Below are 20,348 nucleotides of genomic sequence, written 5' to 3' on the forward strand. Positions count from 1 at the left end.
TGATGCGGCCTGACCGCTTCATGCCGAAGCCGGACCGCGACGGGGTGGAATGGCGCAGCCGACCTTCTTCACAAAGCCGCCTGCCACAGCGCTGGCCGACATTGCCACGCTGACCAAGGCGCAATTGGTTGACCCCACGAGGGGCGGCCTCGTCATCACCGGCCTGGCTTCGCTGGACGAAGCCGGGCCGATGCATCTGGCATTCTTTGACAACCTCAAATATGTCGATCAGCTCAAGGCAACCAAGGCAGGTGCATGCCTGGTCAGTCCGCGCTTCGAGGGCGAGGTGCCCGCGCATGTGGCCGTGCTGCGGGCGAAGCAGCCGTTCCGCGCCTTCGTCGGCATTGCCCGGGAATGGCACGGCGACGCGCTGAGGCCGCAATCCTGGACCGGCAATGACGGCATCGCCCCGTCGGCCATCATCGATCCCACGGCCCGGCTCGAGGACGGCGTGATCGTCGAGCCGCTGGCGGTGATCGGTGCGGATGTCGAGATCGGCAGCGGCACGGTGGTCGGTGTTGGTGCCGTGATCGGCCCTGGCGTCAAGATCGGCCGGGACTGCAATGTCGGCGCCCGCACCGCGATCCAGTGCGCCCTGATCGGCAACAACGTCTTGATCCATCCGGGCTGCTCGATCGGCCAGGATGGCTACGGCTTCATCTTCTTCGGTCCCGAGGGCCATTTGAAGGTGCCCCAGACCGGGCGCGTGCTGATCCAGAACGACGTCGAGGTCGGCGCCAACACCACGATCGACCGCGGGTCGTTGCGGGATACGATCATCGGCGAAGGGACCAAAATCGACAATCAGGTCCAGATCGGCCACAATGTCACGATCGGCCGGCACTGCCTGCTGGCGGCCCAGATCGGCCTCGCCGGCAGCCTGACCATCGGCGACAACGTGGCGCTCGGAGCGAAGGTGGGCATCAACAATCACCTCAAGATCGGCGATGGAGCCCAGGTGACCGCGATGAGCGCGGTCAAGGACGACATCCCGCCGGGCGGCCGCTGGGGCGGGCATTTCGCCAAGCCGACCAAACAATGGTTCAAGGAGATCATCGCGGTGGAGCGTCTGGTACGCGACAGCAAGGCCGATCCGAAGGACGAGGGACGGGAATGACGGAGGAATCGCCTATCAAGTTCGAGCTGGTGGATATCAACGCGATCCTCCAGACGCTGCCGCACCGCTTTCCGATGCTGCTGATCGATCGCGTGATCAACATCCGCGCCGATTACAGCGGCATCGGCATCAAGAACGTCACCTTCAACGAGCCGGCCTTCCAGGGGCATTTCCCCGAGCGTCCGGTCTATCCCGGCGTCATGATGATCGAGGCGATGGCGCAGACGGCGGGCGTGATCGGCATCAAATCGGTCGAGGGCACCGAGAAGCCGCGCGCGGTGTATTTCCTTACCATCGACAAGTGCAAGTTCCGCAAGCCCGTGCTGCCCGGCGATACCATCGAGTATCACATGCGCTCTCTCGGCCGCCGCAAGGCCATGTGGTGGTTTCACGGCGACGCCAAGGTCAACGGCCAGGTGGTTGCGGAGGCCGACGTCGGCGCCATGCTGACGGATTGAGGGAGCAGCTAGCGCGAATGGATTCACGCGTGGCAGTCGTAGCGGCTGCCCGCAGTCTCGCGCCTGATATTTTGGTTGAAGAACTGGCCCATGGAGGGTGCGCCCAGGAGGCGGTCGACCGTCTCGGCCGTGACACCGCAATAGCGGTCGTAGGCACCGTTTGTTGCGACGACGAGGTCCTGACGCGTGCGATCGTAGCAGACCCGCTGGAGCACCGTGCTCCGGGTGATGTCGCGGCACTCGAATGTCCCGAGATCGACGCGGTCGCCCTCGCCGATCTCGACCGTTTCGGAGACAACAGCCGCAGCCGTGAGCTGCGCGAGCAGAAGTGCCAGGGCCCTGACCATGATAAGTTCAAGCTCCACATGAGCACGTTGAAAGCCGGGAAGGGCCGCTTCATCCGGCACTTGAAACACGCCGAGATGATACGTCACTGGACAGATCGGGCATAGTCGCGCTAACCACCGGAAAACCCAGCGACTTCAACACATAATCAGACCTTCTTGACGAGTTAGATTGCTTGATGAGCAAGATTGATCCCACCGCACGGATCGCGGACGGCGCCGTGATCGGCGAGGGCACCGAGATCGGACCCTTCTGCATCATCGGCCCGAATGTCGTTATCGGCAAAAACTGCAAGCTGATCGGGCATGTGCACATCACGGCGCAGACCACCATTGGCGATGATTGCACCATCTATCCCTTTGCCTCGCTGGGCACGCCGCCGCAGTCGCTCAGCTATCGGGGTGAGCTGACCAAGCTCAAGATCGGCTCAGGCTGTACCATCCGCGAATCCGTAACCATGAACGCCGGCACGGTCGCCGGCGGCGGCATCACCACGGTCGGTGACCGCGGCTACTTCATGAACTGCAGCCACGTTGGCCATGATTGCCATGTCGGCAACGACGTGATCTTCGCGACGTCGGCAACGCTCGGCGGTCACTGCGAGATCGGCGACTTCGTCTTCATCGGCGGCTTGTCCGCAGTGCACCAGTTTACCCGCATCGGGCCGCAGGTCATGGTGGGCGGCGTGTGCGGCGTGCGCGACGACATCATTCCGTTCGGGCTGGTCAACGGCCAGTATGCGGCACTCGAGGGCCTCAACATCATCGGCATGAAGCGCCGCAAGTTCACCAAGCAGCGGCTTGCGACGGTGCGCGGCTTCTACCAGAAGCTCTTCCACGGCCCGGGCACGTTCGCCGAGCGGCTCGAGGCGGTGCGGCCGCTCGCGGGAGAAGATCCGGCCATCGCCGAAATCCTCGACTTCATCGGCAAGGGCAAGCGCCCGCTCTGTCTTCCTGCCATCGCGAAGTGAAACCGGGATGGCCGCGGACATGACATCGGCGGCTCCAGAGATTTCATCGCCGGTCGGCGTGGTCGCCGGCGGCGGCGCGATGCCGTTCGCTGTGGCCGAGTCGCTCGCTGCGCGCGGCATCACGCCGGTGCTGTTTCCGTTGCGCGGTGCCTGCGATCCAGCACGGGTGGAGAAATTCCGCCACCGCTGGATCTCGGTCGGTCAGCTCGGCCGCGCGATGCGGCTGTTCCGCGAGGAGGGCTGCCGCGACCTGATCTTCATCGGCACCCTGGTGCGACCTTCGCTGTCCGAGATCCGGTTCGACATCAAGACGCTGCGCCTGCTCGGCAACGTCATCCGTGCCTTTCGCGGCGGCGACGATCATCTTCTCTCGGGTGTCGGCCGTCTCCTCGAGCAGGACGGCTTTCGCATGGTCGGCATCAAGGATGTGGCGCCCGACCTCTTGATGCCCGAGGGCTGCATCAGTCGTGCCTGGCCGAATGACAATGCCAAGTCCGACATCGAGCGCGGGCGCGCGGTGCTGACGGCGCTCGGCCCGTTCGACATCGGTCAGGCTGCCGTCGTGATCGACGGTCATGTGGTGGCGGTCGAGGACATCGAAGGCACCGACGCGCTGCTCGCGCGCGTCGCGCGGCTGCGCGAAGAGGGCCGCATCCGCGCCGCCACCGGCCGCGGCGTGCTGGTGAAGGCACCGAAGAGCGGTCAGGATCTGCGCTTCGACCTGCCGACGATCGGCCCGCGTACCATCGAGGGTGTCGCCAAGGCCGGCCTTGCCGGCATCGCCGTCATCGCCGGCAACACGATTGCTGCCGAGCCGCAGGCGATGATCGCGCTTGCCGATGCCAAATATCTCTTCGTCATCGGCCTGCCCAAATGATGCAGTCCCGCGATCCCAAGCGAAAGATTTTTCTGATCGCGACGGAGGAATCCGGCGATCGGCTCGGCAGCGCGTTGATGAAGGTATTGCGCCAGCGCCTCGGCGACGGCGTGCAGTTCGTCGGCGTCGGCGGCCGCACCATGGCGCGCGAGGGGCTGGAGACGCTGTTTCCGATCGAGGAGCTGTCGATCGTCGGCTTTGCAGCAGTGGTGCAGCAATTGCCAAAAATCCTGCGGCTGATCCGCCAGACCGTCGATGCCGTGACCGAGGCCGCGCCGGACGCGCTCGTCATCATCGACAGTCCCGACTTTACCCATCGCGTCGCCCGCCGCGTGCGGGCAAAGAATCCCGCGATCCCGGTCGTCGACTACGTCTCGCCGCAGCTCTGGGCCTGGCGGCCGGGGCGGGCGCGGACCATGCTCGGCTACGTCGATCATGTGCTCGGCCTGCTGCCGTTCGAGCCGGAGGAATACCGCAAGCTCGGCGGGCCGCCCTGCAGCTATGTCGGCCATCCCCTGATCGAGCAATTGTCCTCGCTGCGGCCGAATGTGGAGGAGCAGACGCGCCGCAACACCGAGCCGCCGGTGCTGCTGGTGTTGCCCGGCAGCCGCCGCAGCGAGATCCGGCATCATCTCGAGGTGTTCGGCGCGGCGCTCGGCCGGTTGCAGGGGCAAGGGCGCGCGTTCGAATTGATGCTGCCGACCATGCCGCATCTCGAAGCCACCGTGCGCGAGGGCATTGCGAGCTGGTCGGTCGAGCCGCAAATCGTGATCGGCGAGGCCGAGAGGCGCGCCGCCTTCCGGATCGCGCATGCCGCGCTGGCGAAATCAGGCACGGTAACGCTCGAGCTCGCGCTATCGGGCATTCCGATGGTGACGGCCTATCGCGTCGGTGCGATCGAGGCCTTCATCCTGCGCCGCGCGATCCGCGTCTCCTCAGTGATCCTCGCCAATCTCGTGATCGGCGAGGATGTCATTCCGGAGTATTTGCAGGAGGACTGCACGCCGGAGAAGCTCGCGCTGGCGCTGTCCGAGGTGCTGACCGACACACCGCTGCGCCAGCGGCAGGTCGACGCCTTCGCACGGCTCGATCGGATCATGTCGACCGGCAACAAATCGCCGAGCGTGCTCGCCGCCGATGTGGTCCTCGCGACGATGCGGAAGGGGCGGCGGTAGGCGACGGTCTCGTAGGGTGGGCAAAGCGATAGCGTGCCCACCACTTCTATCGACCGGCGAAAGGTGGTGGGCACGCTGCGCTTTGCCCACCCTACAAGATTAGGCCAAGCCGCCATCGACCCGAAAACACTGGCTGGTGATACGTTGGCTCTCGTCGGATGCGAGAAACAGCGCCATCCGCGCGATGTCCTCAGGCGTCACCGGATCGGGAATGGCCTGGCGGGTGCGAAACTCTGCGATGACCCGCTCGTCCGGATACCACAGCCGGCGCTGGCGTTCGGTGATCACCATGCCCGGCGCGATCGCGTTGACGCGGATGCGGTCGGGGCCGACCGACCGCGCCAGCGAGTTGGTGAAGCCGACGATGGCTGCCTTCGCGGCGGCATAGACCGGCAGCGCCGGCGCCCCACGCATCCAGGCGATCGACGACATGTTGATGATCGAGCCGCCGCCGCGCGCCTGCATCTGCGGCACCACGGCTTGCGCGGCAAAGAAGACGTGCTTGAGGTTGACGCCGATCGTCCAGTCGAATTCGGCAGGTGTCACCTCCGCGAGCACCTGGCGCTGGTCGTTGGCGGCATTGTTGACGAGCACCGCGGCGTCCCCGAGCTTTCGGCGGACCTCGGCCATGGCGACGCGCAAGGCATCGATGTCGAGGAGGTCGCAAGGTACGAACAGCGGCGCCGTGCCGGACGCGGCCGCCACCTCCGCCACCAGCGCCGCGCCGGCCGCTTCGTCGAAATCGAGGAAGGCGACGCGGGCGCCTTGACCGGCAAAGGCGCGCACGAAGGCGGCACCGATGCCGCTGGCGCCACCGGTGATCAGCACCACGCGGTCGGCGAGGCCAGGATAGCTCGTCTTTGTCATGCAATCAGTCGCTCCGTCTCGGGGTCGAACAGGCAGATGCGGCGGGTGTCGAGCGCGAAGGGCGCCAATTCGCCCAGCGCGGGGCGGACGTCCGGCGAGATGCGCGCCTGCGCGGGCTCGCCGCCAAGGCGCAGCAGGACGATGGTCTCGGCCCCGGTAGGTTCGACCATCTCGACCGGCGCGGTGACGACAACCGGCGCGCCGGTTGCGCCTGAGAACGCGCGGTCGCCTTCGGCGATGCATTCCGGCCTGATTCCAAGCACCACCTCGCGCCCGACATAGGATGCGGCGGCATCGTAGCCCTGCAGATGCAGACGCACCTCGTCCGGTCGACCGGCGCCGATCACGGCCACCAGTCCGCTGCTATCTGCCTCGAGCCGTGCCGGCATCGTGTTCATGGGCGGCGAGCCCATGAAGCGGGCGACGAACAGATTGGCGGGATAGCGGTACACCGTATCGGGGTCGGCGAATTGCTGCACCACGCCGCGGTGCATCACGGCGATGCGGGTCGCCATGGTCATGGCCTCGATCTGGTCGTGGGTGACGTAGATGATGGTGGCGCCGATGCGCTGATGCAGGCGCTTGATCTCCATCCGCATCTCGACCCGCAGCTTGGCGTCGAGATTGGAGAGCGGCTCGTCGAACAGGAAGAGCAGGGGATCGCGCACCAGCGCCCGGCCCATCGCCACGCGCTGGCGCTGGCCGCCGGAGAGCTGCGACGGCTTGCGGCCGAGCAGCGGCTCGATCTGGAGCAGCTTGGCGACGTTCGCGACCGCCTTCTCCTGCTCGGCCTTCGGCACATGACGGCATTCCATGCCGAAGGTGATGTTCTGGCGCACCGTCATCGATGGGTAGAGCGCGTAGGACTGGAACACCATGGCGATGTCGCGGTCTTTCGGCGGGACATCGTTGACGACGCGCCCGCCGATTTCCACGGTGCCTGCGCTGGCGCGGTCCAGCCCGGCGACGATGTTGAGCAGCGTAGACTTGCCGCAGCCGGACGGCCCGACCAGCACGGTGAACTCGCCGCTCTCGATGTCGAGATCGATCCCCTTCAACACCTCCAGATTGGCGTAGCGCTTCGACAGGGCGCGAATGCTCAGTGCTGTCATGGCAAATCCATCATTTCACGGCCCCCGCGGTCAGGCCGCGTACGAAGTACTTTCCGCCGATCAGGTAGATCAGCAGCGTCGGCAGGGCGGCGATCATCACCGCGGCGCTCTGCACGCCATGCTGCGGGATATCGGCGACGGCGGCGGAGAGCGCGATCAGCGCGGCGGTGACCGGCTGCTGCTGGCCGGTCGTGAACGTCACGCCATAGAGGAACTCGTTCCAGATATGCGTGAACTGCCAGATCACGGTGACGACCAGGATCGGCGGCGAGAGCGGCAGGATGATGCGCCAGAAAATGCGGAAGAACCCTGCGCCATCGATCCGCGCGGCTCTGATCAACTCCTGCGGGATGGCAACGTAATAGTTTCGGCAGAACAGGGTGGTGAAGGAGAGGCCCTGGATCGTGTGGATCACGACCAAGCCGGTCAGCGTGTTCATCAGGCCGGTATCGCGCAGCACGATGGTCCAGGGCAGCAGGCGCATCTGCTGCGGCAGGAAGATGCCGAGCGTGACGATGCCGTAGATCCAGCTGTCGCCGCGAAAGCGCCAGAGCGACACCGCGTAACCGGCGACCGCGCCAAGCAGGGTGGAGAAGACCGTCGCGGGGATGGTCACAAGCGCGGAGTTCAGCATGTACGGCCGGATGCCGGCGCAGGTCTCGGCGACGCAGAAGCCGCTCCAGGCGGCGGCATAATTGCTCCAGGCCAAATGTTGCGGCCAGCCGATCATCGAACCCTGCGCGATCTCCTCGTTGGTCCGGAGCGAATTCAGCACGACAACAGCCAATGGCGCGAGCCATGCCGTGGCGATCAGCAAAACGATGAGATAGATCAGGATCCGGCTTGGCGCGAAGGTGCGGTCACGCATGCTTCGCCCGCCGCCGCTGGATGTAACGCCACGCTGCATAGGGCAGCAAGACCGCGAGAAGAATGAGCAGCATGAGGACCGCCGCTGCCGCTCCCCGTCCGAGCAGGCTGCGCTGGAACATCAGGTCATAGACGACGAGTGCCGGCAGCTGCGTCGCTATGCCGGGCCCGCCATTGGTGAGCGCACGGACGAGGTCGAAGGTCGAAATCGCGAACTGCAGCTGGATGACGATGACGGTGATGGTGATCGGCCAAAGCGTCGGCAGGATGACGCGCCGGTACATCCTGATAGCTCCGGCGCCGTCGATTTGCGCGGCCTTGATCAGGTCGGCATCGACGGAGCGCAGGCCGGCGAGGAACAGCGCCATGGCAAAGCCGGAGGATTGCCAGATCGCAGCGATGACAATGGTCCAGATCGCCATGTCGCGGTCGATCAGCCAGTCGAACCGGAAGGAGGTCCAGCCGAGGTCGTGGACCAGCTTCTGGATCCCAAGGCCGGGATTGAGCAGCCAGCTCCAGACCGTGCCGGTGACCACGAACGACACCGCGAGGGGATAGAGGAAGATGGAGCGCAGCAAATTCTCGCCGCGAATGCGCTGATCGAGCAGGATTGCAAGGATGAGGCCGGTCGCAAGGCTCAGCAACACGAAGGCGCTGCCAAACAGCAGCAGATTGTCGAGGGCGATCTGCCAGTTCCGCGAGGCCGCGACCGCGGAATAGTTGCGCAAACCCACCCAGCCCGTAACAGGGACCAGCGTGGATGGTGTGAACGATATCCAGATCGTCCACAGCGAGAACGCAATGAGATGCGCGGCGGACAACAGCAGCGGCACCCAGATGGTCAGATATTCGGGCAGCCGGCGGACGATTTCAGATGCCGCCGGCCGGCCCGGTCCTGTCGAGACGGCGATGGTCAACGTGCGCCCTCGACGGCGTCGGCGAGGCGTGTGGCCGCTTGCTCCGGCTTGATCGTCTTGTTCTTCACGTACTCCGTGATCACGTCGATCATCGCGGCGGTCATGCCGTTTTCCTGCGCCATGTTGTGCGCAAGACTGAGGACGGCCTGATTGCTGGCGATCGCCTCTTTCAGAGCGGCTGCGGTCCGCCGTTGACCGTCCGACCAGCCTTCACCGGACAGATCGACATCGGTGCGCACGGGGATCGATCCCGTGATCTGCGAGTACATCGTCTGGATCGCCGGATCCATGACGAGCTGGGCCATCAATGTCTGACCCGCCTGCAGATCGGGCTCCTTGCGCTGCCAGAAGATGAAGGCATCGGCATTCAGCAGGAAGACCGGCTTGCCATTGTCGCTCGGGCCCGGGGCGATCACGAAGTCTTCGAACTTGAAACCGGCGTTGCGGAGCACGCCCTGCGCCCAACCGCCCATGATCATCATGCCCATGTCGCCGTCGACGAAGCGCTTCAAGTTGGTCGAGAAATGCTGGGCGCCGACATTGGGGTCCATCCAGTCGGCGATCTTGCGGACCTGCGCGAAGGCAGCCTTGATCTCAGGGGCCTTCAGCGCCTTCTCGTCGAGATTCATGATGGCCGTGCGATATACGGCCGGACTGATCCCGGCCAACGCGGCCTCGAACTTTTGCCCATCATCGGGACGGGTGCCGCCGTTGGCGACGGGAAATGCGACGCCGCCCGATTTCATCTTCTCGGCGAGATCGTTGAACTCGGCCCAGGTGACGGGGATCTTGTCGGCCTTGGCCTTGTCCATCGCGCGCTTGGACAGGAACAGCATGTTGGTGCTGTAGATCTGCAGCGGCAGCGCGATCCATTTGCCCGCCGGCCTGTGCAATCTGGCTAGATCTGGTGCGACGACCTTTTCGTAACCGGCGGCCGCGACGAGGGCGTCGAGATCGACGGTCGGGGCGATCTTCGACCAGGCCGCGATCTCCGGGCCCTTGAGCTGCGAACAGGCCGGCGGATCGCCGGCGATGATCTGGGCACGCAGCTTGTTCATCATCTCGGTGGTGAAGCCGGGGACGGGCGAGTGCTGCCAGACACCGCCTTTCTCCTCGAATTTCTTGCCGAGCGCCGTGATCGCAGCTCCGTCGCTGCCCGCGGACCATTGCGAGATCGCGGTCAGGCGCGGCTTGACCGCGCCTTGCGCGCGGGCAAATGCCGGCAGCGCGAGTGTGGCAACGGATCCAGCGAGCAGACGGCGCCTTGTTGTTGTGATCGGCATGGCAAGTTCCTCCCGGGTGTGAACTTTCGTGGTGCGTGCAGACTGCGCGGCTCAGAGCATGTCAGGCAGCCTCCGTCGATGCGGCGGGCATGCCGCCGCTTCTGGCAAGGCAAAAACAGGCGAAGGCGAGCGCAGCCTGCGGATCGTTGCCGGTCGAGGGCGGCACGAAGGCGAGGGACGTTTGCGCCAGGGTCCGGCCGCCGAGCAGGCAGGCGTCGATCCCGTCGATCACCGCCTGGCGGTCGTCATCGCCGAGAAGCGATGGCCAGCCACTGATCGCGACCCCGCCGCATGGCTTCACGTTCAGCGTGTTGCCGATCGCGAGGCCGAGCCTGAACAGCCGTCGGCGCAGTTCCTGACGAACGCGCGATGGGAGCGGGAGCGCGTTCACCCATTCGCTGCCGGGCTGGAGCAGCTCGGCTTCGGCGACGCCGAGGAGCTCGGCCAAAGCCGTAAGCGACGTATAGGCCTCGACGCAGCCATGATGGCCGCAGCGGCAGCGCGGTCCTTCCGGGCCGAACACCATATGGCCGAGCTCGATCGGTTGCAGGGCGTCGGCCTCGCCCGGATCATCCATCCAGGCGCCGGCCACGCCGTGGCTGACGAGGACGAACAGATGCGTAGTGCTGAAGGGATAGTTTTCGGTGCGGCAGCGGTGAAAGGTGGCATGGGCGACGACCGAATTGGTGAACTCGGCGGGCACGCCGGCAAACATGCCGTCGAGCATGTCGCGGATGCGTCCGACGTCGCAGGGAATGATCGGATTGCCCGACACGCTGAGCCGGCCGAGGCCGGGAATGGAGACGCCGATCTGCGCGAGGGTGATGCGGCGGCGGCGCGTCCAGTCGCGCAGCGACGTCATGGCCTCGCGGAACACACGGCCGACGGATTCGGCGGTCGGCGTTTTCGGCAGCGGCACGCGCTCTGTGTAGTGCAGCTCGCCCGACAGGCTGCCAACGCCGACACTGAGCCGCTGCGTGCTCAACTCGAAGGCGGCCAGGGCCACCGAGCCATCGAGTGCGACGAGCGCCGTTGGGCCGCCGACGTAAGGGGCCGGGCGCCGCACCTCCTCGATCAGGCCTTCGGCCTTGAGGTCAAACAGGATGCGCGACAGGCTTGCTTCCGACAGCCGCACGGCCTTGGCCAGCGGAGGGCGAAACGAGCCGCCCGACTGAAGCAGATGAGTCAAAATGGCGGCGCGCGTCTGCCGCCGACTTCTCGGCTGCTCCGGCATTTCCATCCCTGTCGTCATTCTTACTTAGTGTAAGAATGCGCGCGGAGCATTTCCGCTGTCAAGCGATCGCCGGCGCGATGCGCCGACTTGTTGTTGTGCGCGGCAGCAAGGTTGGAAGAGTGACGCCAGTCAGGAGAGACGCGCGACGTCGACGATGATCCGTTTGCGGTTGTCCGGGTCGACCAGGACAGGCAACTCGACGCCAGCGGCGGTGCGGCCCTCGCGGCGGCTCGAGCTGCTGAATGACATGCGCGTGACCGCTTGCCAGGCGGCTCCGCCGGTGGGGTCGTTCACAGCGACGGCGATATCCCACGTCCCGCCCGGTGCGCTGCTTGGTTGCAACTCATGCGCGCTCAGTACTTTCGCCGTCGTCGGAACCAGGCCGAGGGCGGCGCCGCCGCCAGCGAGCGCAATCTCCGTCTGCTGCGGCGTGAGCCCATTGATCAACGCCGGCGACGATGCGGCATGCTTCGCCTCGCGCCAGATGCGGGGAAACGGGTGGCGGCCGGGCGTGTCGGCCTGCTGCTCGCCACGCAAATCTGCCGCCAGCGTTTCGGCGGCTTCGCGCCCGGTTGGCACCCGATTCCATTCGATCCTGAACCGTTTCGGATCAGCCAAATCCACTGTGACGGGAAGCACCGCGCCGGGCTGCGGCCATTTCGCCTTGGGCACGTCATAGCCGCTGTACTGCACGGCCGTCGCCGCAAGGCGCTCCGCGGTGACCACCCCGTCAATGTCACATCGGGGATGAAGCACCATCTCCGCGGCGGCATCCGGGAAGGGCGAGCAGGCCACGACCTGCAACCATCCATCCACCGGGTTCGTGATCCGCATCGGCTTGCCTCACGCTTCGCTCGCTCCATCGGACCCTGCCAAACAAAAACGGCGCCATCGTGAGATGGCGCCGTTTCGAAAGCCGAATTGGCCTTAGACTTACTTGCGATCCTTGATCGGCACGTAATCGCGCTTGGTGACGCCGGTGTAGAGCTGGCGCGGACGGCCGATCTTCTGCTGCGGGTCCTCGATCATCTCGCTCCACTGGCTGATCCAGCCGACGGTGCGGGCGACCGCGAACAGCACGGTGAACATCGAGACCGGGAAGCCCATCGCCTTCAGCGTGATGCCCGAATAGAAGTCGACGTTCGGGTAGAGCTTGCGGTCGATGAAATACTGGTCGCTGAGCGCGATCTTCTCGAGCTCCATCGCCACCTTCAGCATCGGATCGTCGCCATGGCCGGTCTCCTTGAGCACGGCGTGACACATCTTCTGCATGATCTTGGCGCGCGGATCGTAGTTCTTGTAGACGCGATGACCGAAGCCCATCAGGCGGACTTCGGAGTTCTTGTCCTTCACCTTGGCGATGAACTCGGGAATCTTGTCGACCGTGCCGATGTCGTAGAGCATGTTCAGCGCCGCTTCGTTGGCGCCGCCATGCGCCGGGCCCCAGAGGCAGGCGATGCCGGCCGCGATGCAGGCGAACGGGTTGGCACCCGAGGAGCCGGCGATGCGCACCGTCGAGGTCGAGGCGTTCTGCTCGTGGTCGGCGTGCAGGATGAAGATCTTCTCCAGCGCGTCGGCGAGAACCGGGCTGACCTTGTAGTCCTCGCAAGGCACCGCGAAGCACATGTTCAGGAAGTTCTCGGCAAAGCCGAGCGAGTTCTTCGGATACACGAAGGGCTGGCCGACGGTGTACTTGTAGGCCATCGCGGCCAGCGTCGGGATCTTCGCGATCATGCGCATGGAGGCGATCATGCGCTGCTTGGGATCGTTGATGTCGGTGGAGTCGTGATAGAACGCGGCGAGGGCGCCGACCGCGGCCACCATGATCGCCATCGGATGGGCGTCGCGGCGGAAGCCCTGGAAGAAGCGGGCCATCTGCTCGTGCACCATCGTGTGATGGGTCACGCGGTAGTCGAAATCCTTCTTCTGCTCAGCGGTCGGCAGGTTCCCGTACAGCAGGAGATAGCAGGTCTCCAGGAAGTCGCCGTGCTCGGCGAGCTGCTCGATCGGATAGCCGCGGTATTCCAGCACGCCGGCATCGCCGTCGATATAGGTGATCTTGGACTGGCAGCTCGCGGTCGAGGTGAAGCCGGGATCGTAGGTGAACAGACCAGACTGGCCGTAGAGCTTGCCGATATCGACGACATCGGGCCCGACGCTGCCGCTGAGGATCGGGAGATCGTAGTTCTTGTTTCCGACCGTCAGCGTGGCGGTCTTTGGGCTTTCTTTTGCGTCCATCAGAGGTCCCCGATGTATGGTGAAACGGGCCGGACCCGGAAGGCCCCGACGAGATGGCGGGGCAGGCCGGATGTTCCAGAAGGTACGGGGGAGATGGGTATATTATTGCTGTGTGCGCTGCAAGATCACCCGCACGCATGGCCTACTTACGTCGTAGCCTGATCCTTGAGCCGGCCCAAACTTTCCTGGCGTCCCAGCACGTCCAAAACCTCAAATATACCAGGCGATGTGGTCCGTCCGGTCAGCGCCGCCCGCAACGGCTGGGCGACTGCGCCCAGCTTGAGACTATTTTCCTCGGCAAAGGCGCGCAGCGCAGCTTCCGCGGTGGCCGCACTCCAGGTCTCGACTTTCTCCAGCGCGGAATGAAGCTGGCCGATCAGCTTGCGGTTCTCGGGCGTCAGCAGCGCCTGCGCCTTGGGATCGAGCTGCAGCGGCCGGTCGGCGAAGATGAAATAGGCGCCGTCGATCAGCTCGAGCAGCGTCTTGGCGCGCTCCTTCAGGGCCGGCATGGCTTTGAGGAGCTGCGCCCGCGTGGTGTCGTTTAACTTCGCCTTAATCTCGTCGCGGCTGGGTACGACATGGTCGAGCACGTCCTCGAACATCCTCACGAGTGATTGATCGTCGGCGTGGCGGATGTAATGGCCGTTGAGGTTCTCCAGCTTGGCGAAGTCGAAGCGGGCGGCGGCCCGGCCGACGCTGGCGAGGTCGAATGCTTCGATCATCTCCTCGGTCGAGAAGATCTCCTGGTCGCCATGGCTCCAGCCGAGGCGGACGAGATAGTTGCGGAGCGCGGCCGGCAGGTACCCCATGGCACGGTAGGCATCGACACCAAGCGCGCCGTGCCGCTTCGACAATTTGGAGCCGTCGGGGCCGTGGATGAGGGGGATGTGGGACATGCTCGGCAGCGCCCAGCCCATCGCGTCGTAGATCTGCTTCTGGCGGGCGGCGTTGATCAGATGGTCGTCGCCGCGGATGACGTGGGTGACGCCCATGTCGTGGTCGTCCACGACCACCGCGAGCATGTAGGTCGGATTGCCATCGCCGCGCAAAAGCACGAGGTCGTCGAGGTTCTCGTTCTGCCAGACCACGCGGCCCTGGACCTGGTCCTCGATCACGGTCTCGCCGGTCTGCGGCGCGCGCAGGCGGATGGTGGGCTTGACGTCGCTCGGAGCCGTGGCCGGGTCGCGGTCGCGCCACATGCCGTCATAGAGGCGGGTGCGGCCTTCCGCGCGCGCCTTCTCGCGCATCGCGGTGAGCTCCTCCGCCGTGGCGTAGCAGCGATAGGCCTTGCCGTCGGCGAGCAATTGCTCGGCGACCTCGCGGTGACGGGCGGCACGGCTGAACTGGTAGATCACTTCGCCGTCCCAGCCGAGCTCGAGCCATTTCAGCCCGTCGAGGATGGCGCCGATCGCGGCCTCGGTGGAGCGCTCCCGGTCGGTGTCCTCGATCCGGAGCAGCATCTTGCCGCCGTGCTTCTTGGCGTAAAGCCAGTTGAACAGCGCCGTGCGGGCGCCGCCGATATGGAGGAAGCCGGTCGGAGAGGGGGCGAAGCGTGTGACGATCGGGGATGCGGTCATTCGATAGCGAGCAGGGAAGGTAAAGCTGTGGGGCGACCGTGTATCATAGGGATGGGAGAGTTTGCCAATGCTAATCCAGGTCGTTCATAGCCATCCACTTGCGGACAGCTACAATCATGCGTTGTTCCAAACGATTGTCGAGACGCTGAAGCGCCGGCACGAGGTCATCGCGACCGATCTCTACCGCGAGGGCTTTTCGCCGGCGATGACCGAGGCGGAGCGGCGCAGCTACTTTCAGGGGCCCTATGCCGAGGACGCGGTGACGCGCCTCATCGGGCACTTGCGGCGCGCCGACGGCATCATCTTCTGCTTTCCGCATTGGTGGTTCTCGATGCCCGCCATGCTCAAAGGCTATTTCGACCGGGTCTGGGCGCCCGGAACCGCGTTTGCCCATGATCTGAGCGGCGGTCGCATCAGGCCATTGCTGACCAATATCCGCCTGTTCGGCGTCGTGACGAGCTACGGCTCGCCGTGGTGGCTGACCCGGATCGTCATGCAGGACCCCGGCCGCAAGGTCCTGTTTCGGGCGCTGAAGCCGATGTGCGGACCTCGCGTTAGCTCGTTCTATTTGGCGCATTACGATATGGACCGGTCGACACCGGCATCCCGGGCTGCCTTTGTCGAGCGCGTGCGCGCCAGGATCGCCGAAGTTTGACCGGGGGGCGGGCATGGGGCTTGGCCTGACGGCGCGAATTTGGCAGAAGGACCGCTGATTTCCCTACAGGATTTTCGTAATGACAGAACCGGTGGCACCTGAGGTTGGGCGCGATTTCATTCGTGACATCATCCAGGCCGACCTCGATCAGGGCAAGTACAAGGAGATCGTGACCCGGTTCCCGCCGGAGCCGAACGGCTACCTGCATATCGGCCACGCCAAGTCGATCGCCCTCAATTTCGGCATCGCCCAGGAGTTTCCGGGCCGCTGCCACCTGCGCTTCGACGACACCAACCCGGTCAAGGAAGAGCAGGAATATATCGATTCCATCCAGGCCGACGTGCGCTGGCTCGGCTACGACTGGGGCAAGAACCTGTTCTTCGCCTCTGACTATTTCGACCGCCTGTATGAATGGGCGGAGAAGCTGATCCAGGACGGGCTCGCCTATGTCGACGACCAGACCCAGGAAGAGATCCGCGCGTCGCGCGGCACGCTGACCGAGCCGGGCAAGAACTCGCCGTTCCGCGACCGCTCGGTGGAGGAGAACCTCGACCTGTTCCGCCGCATGAAGGCCGGCGAATTCCCCAACGGGGCGCGCGTGCTGCGGGCCAAGATCGACATGGCCGCGGGCAACATCAACCTGCGCGACCCCGTGCTGTACCGCATTCTGCATGCGCATCATCCGCGCACCGGCAACGCATGGTGCATCTATCCGAGCTACGACTATGCCCACGGCCAGTCGGATGCGATCGAGGGCATCACCCACTCGATCTGCACGCTGGAGTTCGAGGACCACCGCCCGCTCTACGACTGGTTCATCGAGAAGCTGCCGGTGCCGTCGGAGCCGCATCAGTACGAGTTCGCGCGGCTGAACCTGACCTACACTGTCCTGTCCAAGCGCGTCCTGACCCAGCTCGTCCGCGACGGCCATGTCGCGGGCTGGGACGATCCGCGCATGCCGACGGTAGCGGGCATGCGCCGCCGCGGCGTGCCGCCGGCCGCTTTACGCGAATTCGTCAAGCGCATCGGGGTCGCGAAAGCCAACAGCGTGGTCGATGTCGGCATGCTCGAATTCTGCATCCGCGAGGAGCTGAACCGCACCGCGCAGCGCCGCATGGCGGTGTTGAAGCCGCTCAAGGTCGTGATCGAGAACTATCCGGAAGGGCAGACCGAGGAGCTCGAGGCGATCAACCACCCGGATGATCCGTCGGCGGGCACGCGCAAGATCACGTTCGGCCGCGAGCTCTATATCGAGCAGGACGACTTCATGGAGAACCCGCCGAAGAAGTTCTTCCGCCTGTCGCCGGGCAACGAGGTGCGGCTGCGCTACGCCTATTTCGTCAAGTGCACCGGCGTGATCAAGAACGACGCCGGCGAGGTGGTGGAGCTGCGCTGCACCTACGATCCCGCGACCAGGGGCGGCAACGCGCCCGACGGCCGCAAGGTCAAGGCGACCATGCACTGGCTGCCGGCGGCGACGTCGGTGCCCGCGGAGATCCGCATCTACAACCAGCTGTTCGCCAATCCGAGCCCGGACGCCTCGAACTTCGCGGCCGATCTCAATCCGAACTCGCTGGAGATCCTCTCCGATGCACGGATCGAGGCTTCGGTGGCCGAGAGCAATTCGACCGAGCCGATGCAGTTCGAGCGCCAGGGCTATTTCGTGCGCGACAAGGACTCGACGCCGGGCAAGCCGGTGTTTTCGCGGACCATCGGCCTGCGCGACACCTTCGCGAAGGAAGTCGCGAAAGGTTGAGGGATGACATGAGCAGCGAAGCCGACGCCATCGTTTCCGCCATCATCGCGAAATGGTGCGCCGGCTTCGCGACGCTCGATGCGGCCGCGCTGTCATCGCTGTATTCGAGGAAGGCGTTCTTCTTCGGCTCGAACCCTAAGCTCTATCGGGGCAGGGACGGCGTCGCCGATTACTTCAACGGCCTGCCGCGCTGGCGCAGGCCGAGCGCGATGTTTTCCGAGGTGAGCGCGGCGCAGGCCGGGCCCGACCTGATCAACATGGGCGCGACCATCTCGTTCGATCTCGCCGGCGAGCGGGACGATCTCGTGGTCAAGATGAGCTGGGTCATCATCCGCGAGGACGGCGACTGGAAGATCGTCAATCACCATGCCTCGTCGAAGGCGCCGCTGATCTAGCAACAATACGACTCCATCAGTTTCGTCATTCTCAGATGCGCAATTGCGCATCATAGCTCGCGACTTCGTCGTGCCCCGGAATGACGGTGAATAGCTAGATGTCGTAATACAAATGGAACTCGTAAGGATGCGGTCGCAGCCGGATCGGGTCGACCTCCTTCTTGCGCTTGTAGTCGAGCCAGGTTTCGATCACGTCGGTGGTGAAGACGTCGCCGCGCAGCAGGAACGCGTGATCGCGCTCGAGCGCGTCGAGCGCCTGATCCAGCGATCCCGGCGTGGACCTCACCTCCTTCGCCTCCGCAGGTGGGAGGTCGTAGAGATTCTTGTCGATCGGGCTACCGGGGTCGATCCGCCTGTCGATACCGTCGAGGCCGGCCATCAGCATTGCGGCGAAGGCGAGATAGGGATTGCAGGAGGGATCCGGTGAGCGAAACTCGACGCGCTTTGCGCGCGGGTTCGGCGAATACATCGGAATCCGGCAGCAGGCCGAGCGATTGCGCCGGGAATAGACCAGGTTGATTGGAGCCTCGTAGCCTGGCACCAGGCGCCGGTAGGAGTTCGTGGTGGGAGCGCAGAGCCCGCACAATGCCCAGGCGTGAGCGAGCAGCCCGCCTATGTAGTAGCGGGCGAGTTCACTCAATTCGGCGTAGTCGCCTTTGTCGTAGAACAGATTCGTCTCGCCCTTCCACAGCGACTGATGAACGTGCATTCCTGAAGCGTTGTCCTCGAACAGCGGTTTCGGCATGAAGGTCGCGGTCTTGCTATGCTGGTGCGCGGTGTTCTTCACCACGTATTTGTAGATCATCAGATTGTCGGCCATGCGGGTGAGGGTGGTGAAGCGCATGTCGATTTCGTTCTGGCCGCCGGTTGCGACCTCATGGTGATGGGCTTCGATCTGGATCCCCAGAGATTCCATCGTCAGCACCATTTCGGTGCGTAGCGCCTGCATGCTGTCGGTCGGAGGAACCGGAAAGTACCCCTCTTTCGGGCGCGGCTTGTGGCCGAGATTCGGTCCTTCATCCGTGCCGGTGTTCCAGCTGCCTTCGCTGGAGTCGATTGCGTGCATGGCGAAGTTGATGCCCTGTCCGTAGCGGACCTCGTCGAAGACGAAAAACTCGGCCTCCGGGCCGAAATAGCTCGTATCGGCACGCCCGGTACCCCCAAGGTAGGTTTCGGCCTTCTGGGCGATGTAGCGGGCATCGCGGCTATAGGACTGGCCGGTCACGGGATCGCGGATGTTGCAGATGAGAACCAGCGTCTTGGCCGGACTATAGGGGTCGACGAAGGCCGTCGTCGGATCGGCGACGACCAGCATGTCGCTTTCGTGGATCTCCTGGAAGCCGCGGATCGATGAGCCGTCGAATCCAATGCCCTCCTCGAGGGCGTCGACGTTCACTGCGCTCGGCGGGACGGAAAAATGTTGCCATACCCCCGGCAAGTCGGTGAATCGCAGATCGATCATCTGGACTTTCTCGTCCGTGATCGCCTTCAGGAGGTCTTCGGCTGTCGTACATTTCGCAACCATGGCTTCGCTCCCAGGTCAGCGTCCCGAGATCGCGTAGCCGTTCGGCCGCAACCTAGCGGCTCGCGACGGACTGTCGTCCACGTTCGGCGTTGTCGCCGCAGTCAGGCAAGCTTCGCGCGCCGGCAGTCAGCTTTGGTGTGGCCCGCGCATCATCTTCATCGCATCTTCGATGTGCCGCCAGGTTTTTGCCAATTCGAGCTCGCCCTTCTGCTCGAGGTCGATGGCGTTTTGAGCGGCTTCCGCAATGGCCTTGGGGCCATGGGCTTCCAGCAACTGCCGCGCATAGTCGTGGATTTCCATTTCTCGCATGGCGTCATCTCCCTCTGCTCCGGGCGCGAACTTCCGCGGCACCGGGAACGGTCGACATTGACACCTGTCAAGCGGCGACAGTCTGCATCCGGGTGTGCGCCCTCGCAAGGGCCATCTCGGGCATGAGCGGCCGGGCCTGGACGCCGGCTCCTCGACCGGCCCTCGCGGCAACACAGCGCAGGCCGGATGGATACATTTTCGCAGGCGGTACCACCATATGAATGGGAGAGAGGAGGTGAGCATCATGCGCATCCAACATTGGCAAGACGCTGCCAGCCTGTTGGTCGGCGTGTGGCTGGTGCTGTCGCCCTTCGTCCTCGGCTCGTCCGGGGCGGCCGTCTGGATCACGATCGCGCTCGGGCTCGGCGTCGCGCTGTTTGCCGTAGAAGCGTTTGTCATCCCATCCTATCTGGAAGAGTGGGGAGAAATGCTGCTGGGCCTGGCTCTGGTGCTGGCGCCTTGGGCCATCGGCTATGACACGACGTCAGCCACGGTCAGCAGTGTGCTGTCAGGCATCCTGGTGATCCTGTTCGGTGGCTGGGAGCTGATGACCGATCGCGATTTCTCCACCTGGTGGCACGATCGCTGGCATCACCGGGCCGGCTGACGAGAGACGTTGGCCGAGCTTTCGATGCGGACTGTCGGCCACGGTGCAGGGCGTTTGGTCCTGC

21 protein-coding genes are annotated in these 20,348 nt (G+C 64.6%); 9 read left to right on the forward strand and 12 right to left on the reverse strand.

Annotated features, from left to right (window positions below):
• Positions 1-49 precede the first annotated feature (49 nt).
• Together lpxD and fabZ are read left to right on the forward strand one after the other, a co-directional pair.
• Entirely contained in the window at positions 50-1,117 is a 1,068-nt protein-coding gene (gene lpxD / locus N2603_RS21180; RefSeq protein ID WP_260423881.1) for a UDP-3-O-(3-hydroxymyristoyl)glucosamine N-acyltransferase, read from the forward strand.
• The gene (gene fabZ, locus N2603_RS21185; protein WP_018642306.1) at positions 1,114-1,575 is read left to right on the forward strand and encodes a 3-hydroxyacyl-ACP dehydratase FabZ; all 462 of its coding nucleotides are present in this window, start codon (positions 1,114-1,116) and stop codon (positions 1,573-1,575) included. The genes lpxD and fabZ overlap by 4 nt, the downstream gene beginning before the upstream one ends.
• Before the next feature lie 23 nt (positions 1,576-1,598).
• Here fabZ and N2603_RS21190 read toward each other — a convergent pair whose 3' ends face one another.
• Positions 1,599-1,922 carry a KTSC domain-containing protein gene (locus tag N2603_RS21190; RefSeq protein WP_260423882.1) on the reverse strand — a complete coding sequence of 108 codons (324 nt, stop codon included), beginning with the start codon at positions 1,920-1,922 and terminating at the stop codon, positions 1,599-1,601.
• A gap of 176 nt (positions 1,923-2,098) precedes the next feature.
• On the opposite strand from N2603_RS21190, the gene lpxA reads away from it, so the two are divergent.
• The 3 genes from lpxA to lpxB are packed head-to-tail and all read left to right on the forward strand — an operon-like array spanning position 2,099 to position 4,942.
• Complete coding sequence (gene lpxA / locus N2603_RS21195) at positions 2,099-2,890, forward strand: acyl-ACP--UDP-N-acetylglucosamine O-acyltransferase (protein ID WP_260423883.1); 792 nt, start codon at positions 2,099-2,101, stop codon at positions 2,888-2,890.
• Between the two features lie 19 nt (positions 2,891-2,909).
• Complete coding sequence (locus N2603_RS21200) at positions 2,910-3,767, forward strand: LpxI family protein (RefSeq protein WP_260424225.1); 858 nt, start codon at positions 2,910-2,912, stop codon at positions 3,765-3,767.
• Positions 3,764-4,942, forward strand: a complete 1,179-nt coding sequence (lpxB, locus tag N2603_RS21205) for a lipid-A-disaccharide synthase (protein WP_260423884.1) — start codon at positions 3,764-3,766, stop codon at positions 4,940-4,942. Before N2603_RS21200 ends, lpxB begins: the two co-directional genes overlap by 4 nt.
• A 99-nt stretch (positions 4,943-5,041) precedes the next feature.
• Here lpxB and N2603_RS21210 read toward each other — a convergent pair whose 3' ends face one another.
• From N2603_RS21210 to gltX, 9 genes are all read right to left on the reverse strand, one after another.
• Positions 5,042-5,809: an SDR family NAD(P)-dependent oxidoreductase gene (locus N2603_RS21210; protein WP_260423885.1), complete on the reverse strand. Its 768-nt coding sequence runs from the start codon at positions 5,807-5,809 to the stop codon at positions 5,042-5,044.
• Positions 5,806-6,921 (reverse strand): ABC transporter ATP-binding protein, encoded by a 1,116-nt coding sequence (locus N2603_RS21215; RefSeq protein ID WP_260423886.1) that lies wholly within the window; start codon positions 6,919-6,921, stop codon positions 5,806-5,808. The genes N2603_RS21210 and N2603_RS21215 overlap by 4 nt, the downstream gene beginning before the upstream one ends.
• A 10-nt stretch (positions 6,922-6,931) precedes the next feature.
• Positions 6,932-7,789: a carbohydrate ABC transporter permease gene (locus tag N2603_RS21220; RefSeq protein ID WP_260423887.1), complete on the reverse strand. Its 858-nt coding sequence runs from the start codon at positions 7,787-7,789 to the stop codon at positions 6,932-6,934.
• On the reverse strand, positions 7,782-8,705 hold the full coding sequence (locus N2603_RS21225; protein WP_018642298.1) for a carbohydrate ABC transporter permease: 924 nt from the start codon (positions 8,703-8,705) through the stop codon (positions 7,782-7,784). The genes N2603_RS21220 and N2603_RS21225 overlap by 8 nt, the downstream gene beginning before the upstream one ends.
• A complete protein-coding gene (locus N2603_RS21230; protein ID WP_260423888.1) occupies positions 8,702-9,988 on the reverse strand; it encodes an ABC transporter substrate-binding protein in 1,287 nt (428 codons plus the stop codon). Before N2603_RS21230 ends, N2603_RS21225 begins: the two co-directional genes overlap by 4 nt.
• 61 nt (positions 9,989-10,049) lie before the next feature.
• Positions 10,050-11,228, reverse strand: a complete 1,179-nt coding sequence (locus N2603_RS21235; RefSeq protein ID WP_260424226.1) for an ROK family transcriptional regulator — start codon at positions 11,226-11,228, stop codon at positions 10,050-10,052.
• A 123-nt stretch (positions 11,229-11,351) separates the two neighbouring features.
• Entirely contained in the window at positions 11,352-12,056 is a 705-nt protein-coding gene (locus tag N2603_RS21240; protein ID WP_260423889.1) for a hypothetical protein, read from the reverse strand.
• A 99-nt stretch (positions 12,057-12,155) separates the two neighbouring features.
• On the reverse strand, positions 12,156-13,460 hold the full coding sequence (gene gltA / locus N2603_RS21245) for a citrate synthase (RefSeq protein ID WP_018642295.1): 1,305 nt from the start codon (positions 13,458-13,460) through the stop codon (positions 12,156-12,158).
• A gap of 146 nt (positions 13,461-13,606) precedes the next feature.
• Positions 13,607-15,037, reverse strand: coding sequence for a glutamate--tRNA ligase (gene gltX / locus N2603_RS21250; RefSeq protein WP_260423890.1), 1,431 nt, complete (start codon positions 15,035-15,037; stop codon positions 13,607-13,609).
• Between the two features lie 67 nt (positions 15,038-15,104).
• Here gltX and N2603_RS21255 point away from each other — a divergent pair, with 67 nt between their 5' ends.
• The 3 genes from N2603_RS21255 (at position 15,105) to N2603_RS21265 (ending at position 17,843) form a co-directional block, all read left to right on the forward strand.
• A complete protein-coding gene (locus N2603_RS21255) occupies positions 15,105-15,692 on the forward strand; it encodes an NAD(P)H-dependent oxidoreductase (RefSeq protein WP_260423891.1) in 588 nt (195 codons plus the stop codon).
• 79 nt (positions 15,693-15,771) lie between these two features.
• Complete coding sequence (locus N2603_RS21260; RefSeq protein WP_260423892.1) at positions 15,772-17,448, forward strand: glutamine--tRNA ligase/YqeY domain fusion protein; 1,677 nt, start codon at positions 15,772-15,774, stop codon at positions 17,446-17,448.
• Between the two features lie 8 nt (positions 17,449-17,456).
• Complete coding sequence (locus N2603_RS21265) at positions 17,457-17,843, forward strand: nuclear transport factor 2 family protein (RefSeq protein WP_260423893.1); 387 nt, start codon at positions 17,457-17,459, stop codon at positions 17,841-17,843.
• Positions 17,844-17,937: 94 nt separating this feature from the next.
• Here the strand turns inward: N2603_RS21265 and glnA are convergent, their stop codons facing one another.
• On the reverse strand, positions 17,938-19,368 hold the full coding sequence (glnA, locus tag N2603_RS21270; RefSeq protein WP_260423894.1) for a type I glutamate--ammonia ligase: 1,431 nt from the start codon (positions 19,366-19,368) through the stop codon (positions 17,938-17,940).
• Positions 19,369-19,494: 126 nt separating this feature from the next.
• Entirely contained in the window at positions 19,495-19,677 is a 183-nt protein-coding gene (locus N2603_RS21275) for a hypothetical protein (protein ID WP_026311880.1), read from the reverse strand.
• 244 nt (positions 19,678-19,921) lie between these two features.
• Between N2603_RS21275 and N2603_RS21280 the strand changes: the two genes are divergently transcribed.
• A complete protein-coding gene (locus N2603_RS21280) occupies positions 19,922-20,284 on the forward strand; it encodes an SPW repeat protein (RefSeq protein ID WP_260423895.1) in 363 nt (120 codons plus the stop codon).
• Positions 20,285-20,348 lie beyond the last annotated feature (64 nt).

The organism is Bradyrhizobium huanghuaihaiense (assembly GCF_025200885.1).
Taxonomy (GTDB): Bacteria; Pseudomonadota; Alphaproteobacteria; order Rhizobiales; family Xanthobacteraceae; genus Bradyrhizobium; species Bradyrhizobium huanghuaihaiense.

Coding starts and splice junctions, on each gene's coding strand:
- N2603_RS21280 (WP_260423895.1), top strand. CDS start 19,922: ATGCGCATCCAACATTGGCAAGACGCTGCCAGCCTGTTGGTCGGCGTG.
- N2603_RS21260 (WP_260423892.1), top strand. CDS start 15,772: ATGACAGAACCGGTGGCACCTGAGGTTGGGCGCGATTTCATTCGTGAC.
- fabZ (WP_018642306.1), top strand. CDS start 1,114: ATGACGGAGGAATCGCCTATCAAGTTCGAGCTGGTGGATATCAACGCG.
- N2603_RS21265 (WP_260423893.1), top strand. CDS start 17,457: ATGAGCAGCGAAGCCGACGCCATCGTTTCCGCCATCATCGCGAAATGG.
- lpxA (WP_260423883.1), top strand. CDS start 2,099: ATGAGCAAGATTGATCCCACCGCACGGATCGCGGACGGCGCCGTGATC.
- N2603_RS21210 (WP_260423885.1), bottom strand. CDS start 5,809: ATGACAAAGACGAGCTATCCTGGCCTCGCCGACCGCGTGGTGCTGATC.
- N2603_RS21220 (WP_260423887.1), bottom strand. CDS start 7,789: ATGCGTGACCGCACCTTCGCGCCAAGCCGGATCCTGATCTATCTCATC.
- N2603_RS21275 (WP_026311880.1), bottom strand. CDS start 19,677: ATGCGAGAAATGGAAATCCACGACTATGCGCGGCAGTTGCTGGAAGCC.
- gltX (WP_260423890.1), bottom strand. CDS start 15,037: ATGACCGCATCCCCGATCGTCACACGCTTCGCCCCCTCTCCGACCGGC.
- N2603_RS21215 (WP_260423886.1), bottom strand. CDS start 6,921: ATGACAGCACTGAGCATTCGCGCCCTGTCGAAGCGCTACGCCAATCTG.
- N2603_RS21230 (WP_260423888.1), bottom strand. CDS start 9,988: ATGCCGATCACAACAACAAGGCGCCGTCTGCTCGCTGGATCCGTTGCC.
- lpxB (WP_260423884.1), top strand. CDS start 3,764: ATGATGCAGTCCCGCGATCCCAAGCGAAAGATTTTTCTGATCGCGACG.
- N2603_RS21255 (WP_260423891.1), top strand. CDS start 15,105: ATGCTAATCCAGGTCGTTCATAGCCATCCACTTGCGGACAGCTACAAT.
- N2603_RS21235 (WP_260424226.1), bottom strand. CDS start 11,228: ATGGAAATGCCGGAGCAGCCGAGAAGTCGGCGGCAGACGCGCGCCGCC.
- N2603_RS21240 (WP_260423889.1), bottom strand. CDS start 12,056: ATGCGGATCACGAACCCGGTGGATGGATGGTTGCAGGTCGTGGCCTGC.
- glnA (WP_260423894.1), bottom strand. CDS start 19,368: ATGGTTGCGAAATGTACGACAGCCGAAGACCTCCTGAAGGCGATCACG.
- N2603_RS21200 (WP_260424225.1), top strand. CDS start 2,910: ATGACATCGGCGGCTCCAGAGATTTCATCGCCGGTCGGCGTGGTCGCC.
- N2603_RS21190 (WP_260423882.1), bottom strand. CDS start 1,922: ATGGTCAGGGCCCTGGCACTTCTGCTCGCGCAGCTCACGGCTGCGGCT.
- gltA (WP_018642295.1), bottom strand. CDS start 13,460: ATGGACGCAAAAGAAAGCCCAAAGACCGCCACGCTGACGGTCGGAAAC.
- lpxD (WP_260423881.1), top strand. CDS start 50: ATGGCGCAGCCGACCTTCTTCACAAAGCCGCCTGCCACAGCGCTGGCC.